Source organism: uncultured Roseibium sp., from assembly GCF_947499295.1.
Taxonomy (GTDB): domain Bacteria; phylum Pseudomonadota; class Alphaproteobacteria; order Rhizobiales; family Stappiaceae; genus Roseibium.
This window is the reverse complement of sequence record NZ_CANMNP010000078.1, coordinates 1-2,435: the sequence shown is the minus strand read 5'-3', so window position 1 is coordinate 2,435 and position 2,435 is coordinate 1. Positions and strand designations below refer to the sequence as shown.

The window sequence follows — 2,435 nt, the reverse complement described above, 5'->3', positions numbered from 1 at the left end:
GTAAGCGTCCGGTTCTGCCGCTCTGTCGTCGCGATGGAGTGCCTGCTAGATGTCCACCATCGATAGTGGACATCTTGAGGTGATTGATGGCGGGCAAAAAGGGCCAGAAGAGGCGGGTTTGGTCAGTTGATGAGAAGCGTTCGATCTGTGCTCAGGCGCGTGTATCGGGTGTTTCGGTTGCGCACGTGGCGCGGCGGTATTCGATGAATACCAACGTGATCCACAAATGGCTTCGCGATCCCCGATTTTCGCCGGAGGATCCGGACATGGGACTGCCAGAGGGCGAGGACGCGGCGTTTTTCCCGATTGAGGTTGCGGGCGTTTCCTCAAGGCCCATGGCTGACTTTTCACTACCCGTTTCGAGTGGTCTGGTTACGGCACAGCGCGTTGACATCGCGCTGTCAGATGGTCGGCGCATTTTGGTGGAGGGCACGACTGCGCTGTCTGCGGTGCTGGCGCTGGTCGAGGGGCTGTCGGCATGATCCCCGTGCCGAGCAACACGCGGGTTTGGCTCGCGGCTGGTGTGACGGATATGCGGCGGGGCTTCAACACACTGGCGGCACAAACGGAGAAGGTGCTGTCCGAGGCCCCGTATTGCGGCCATCTGTTCGTCTTCCGTGGCCGTCGGGGTGACCTTTTGAAAATCATCTGGTGGGATACGCAGGGCGCATGCCTGTTTATGAAGCGCCTGGAGAACGGGCGGTTTGTTTGGCCTGCTGCCAAGGACGGCAAAGTCTGTGTCACGGCGGCGCAACTGTCGATGCTTCTGGAAGGAATTGACTGGCGGACACCGCAACGGACATGGCGGCCATTGCAGGCCGGATAAGTCAATAAAACATGATGTTTTTGGGCATTTGTCGTTCCGTTCAGCCGGCTGTTCGGATATAAAATGCGCATGCGCGCGACCTTCAAATCTCTCCCCGAAGACCCCATTGAACTGCGCGCTGTCAGCGAACTGATGGCGGCCGAAATCAAGGCGCAAGCCTATCAGATCGAGAAGCTGAAGAAGGAACTGGCCGCTCATCGCAAAGCCCGATTTGGTAGCAAATCCGAGACCATGGATCAGCTGGTGTTCGATCTTCAGGAAGACACCGAAATTGCTACCGCGTCCGAGGCGCAAAGGGCGGCGCCGCAAGTTGACGCCGATGAAGGTTCCCCCACAAAGCGCTCGCACAATCGTGCGCCGCTGCCCGATCATCTTGAGCGCCAGGAAGAAATCCTGTCGCCCGGTGACGCCTGCGGCGCTTGCGGTGGTGCACTCAAGCAGCTTGGCGAAGACGTAACGGAAGAGCTGGAATACGTTCCTGGCCACTTCGTTGTGAAGCGGATTGTGCGCCCTCGCATGACCTGCACTTGTTGCGAGGCGTTCGTCCAAGCCGAACTGCCCTCGCGCCCGATCACGCGCGGTCGTCCGGGCCCGGGTCTGTTGGCTCATGTGCTGGTCGGCAAATATTGCGATCACCTTCCGCTCTATCGCCAGTCCGAGATCTATGCCCGCGACAAGGTCGATCTGCATCGCTCAACGCTGACCGACTGGGTGGGACGATCGACGGCGCTGCTGGAACCGCTGGCGGCCCATATCGGCAAGCTGGTTCGAGCCGGTCCTGCGCTGTTCGCCGATGATACGCCCGTCAAGATGCAGGCCAAGGGCAAGGCGCAAACAGCGCGCCTTTGGAGCTATGTGCGCGATGAACGCCCTTGGTGTGGGCAGGCTCCGCCCTGCGTCTGGTATCCGTTCAGCATCGATCGCAAGGGTGAGCACCCGTCATCCCATCTCAAGGGATACAAAGGTGTGGTCCATGCCGATGGGTTCACTGGGTTCAATGACCTGTTCGGGGCAGATCGCGCCAGCGAGCAGGCTTGCATGGTCCACGTGCGCCGCAAGTTCATCGACATCTATGAAAGCGAGGGGTCGGCCATCGCCGAGGAAGCGATCAAGTGCATCGCCGCCCTGTATGCCGTGGAAAAAGAGGCGCGTTACAAGTCCGCCGATGCGCGCGTTACCCTGAGGCAGGACAAGGCGAAGCCGGTATTTGACGATCTGGAGACATGGCTCTCGCTGCAACTGCCCAAAATCTCCGGTAAATCGATGCTGGCAGCCGCCATCCGCTATGCGCTCGCCCGCATGCCAAAGGCGCGGGCATATCTTGAAAACGGCTTCCTTGAACTGGACAATAATATCTGCGAGCGCTCAATTAGGCCGGTGACCCTCGGGCGCAAGAATTATCTGTTCATGGGATCAAAGGGCGGCGGACAGGCCGCAGCCATTGCCTATTCCCTCATTGAGACCTGCCGAATGAATAAAGTCGACCCAGAAGCATGGCTGCGTTGGGTTCTGGACCGTATCGCAGATCACAAAATGAACCGACTCGATGAACTCATGCCGTGGAATTGGCAACCCGAGTAAGTCAACGCCTGTATGACCGGACGCATAC

The 2,435-nt window shown here is 59.0% G+C and carries 3 protein-coding genes; all 3 read left to right on the top strand.

Features of this window, described 5'->3' with window-relative positions; all coding sequences use genetic code 11:
- Positions 1–86: 86 nt before the first annotated feature.
- Positions 87–482 (top strand): transposase, encoded by a 396-nt coding sequence (locus tag Q0835_RS29645; protein WP_298967052.1) that lies wholly within the window; start codon positions 87–89, stop codon positions 480–482.
- Positions 479–826 (top strand): IS66 family insertion sequence element accessory protein TnpB, encoded by a 348-nt coding sequence (tnpB, locus tag Q0835_RS29640; protein ID WP_298967049.1) that lies wholly within the window; start codon positions 479–481, stop codon positions 824–826. Before Q0835_RS29645 ends, tnpB begins: the two co-directional genes overlap by 4 nt.
- 132 nt (positions 827–958) lie before the next feature.
- A complete protein-coding gene (locus Q0835_RS29635) occupies positions 959–2,407 on the top strand; it encodes an IS66 family transposase (RefSeq protein WP_298967044.1) in 1,449 nt (482 codons plus the stop codon).
- Positions 2,408–2,435 lie beyond the last annotated feature (28 nt).

Coding starts and splice junctions, on each gene's coding strand:
- Q0835_RS29645 (WP_298967052.1), top strand. CDS start 87: ATGGCGGGCAAAAAGGGCCAGAAGAGGCGGGTTTGGTCAGTTGATGAG.
- Q0835_RS29635 (WP_298967044.1), top strand. CDS start 959: ATGGCGGCCGAAATCAAGGCGCAAGCCTATCAGATCGAGAAGCTGAAG.
- tnpB (WP_298967049.1), top strand. CDS start 479: ATGATCCCCGTGCCGAGCAACACGCGGGTTTGGCTCGCGGCTGGTGTG.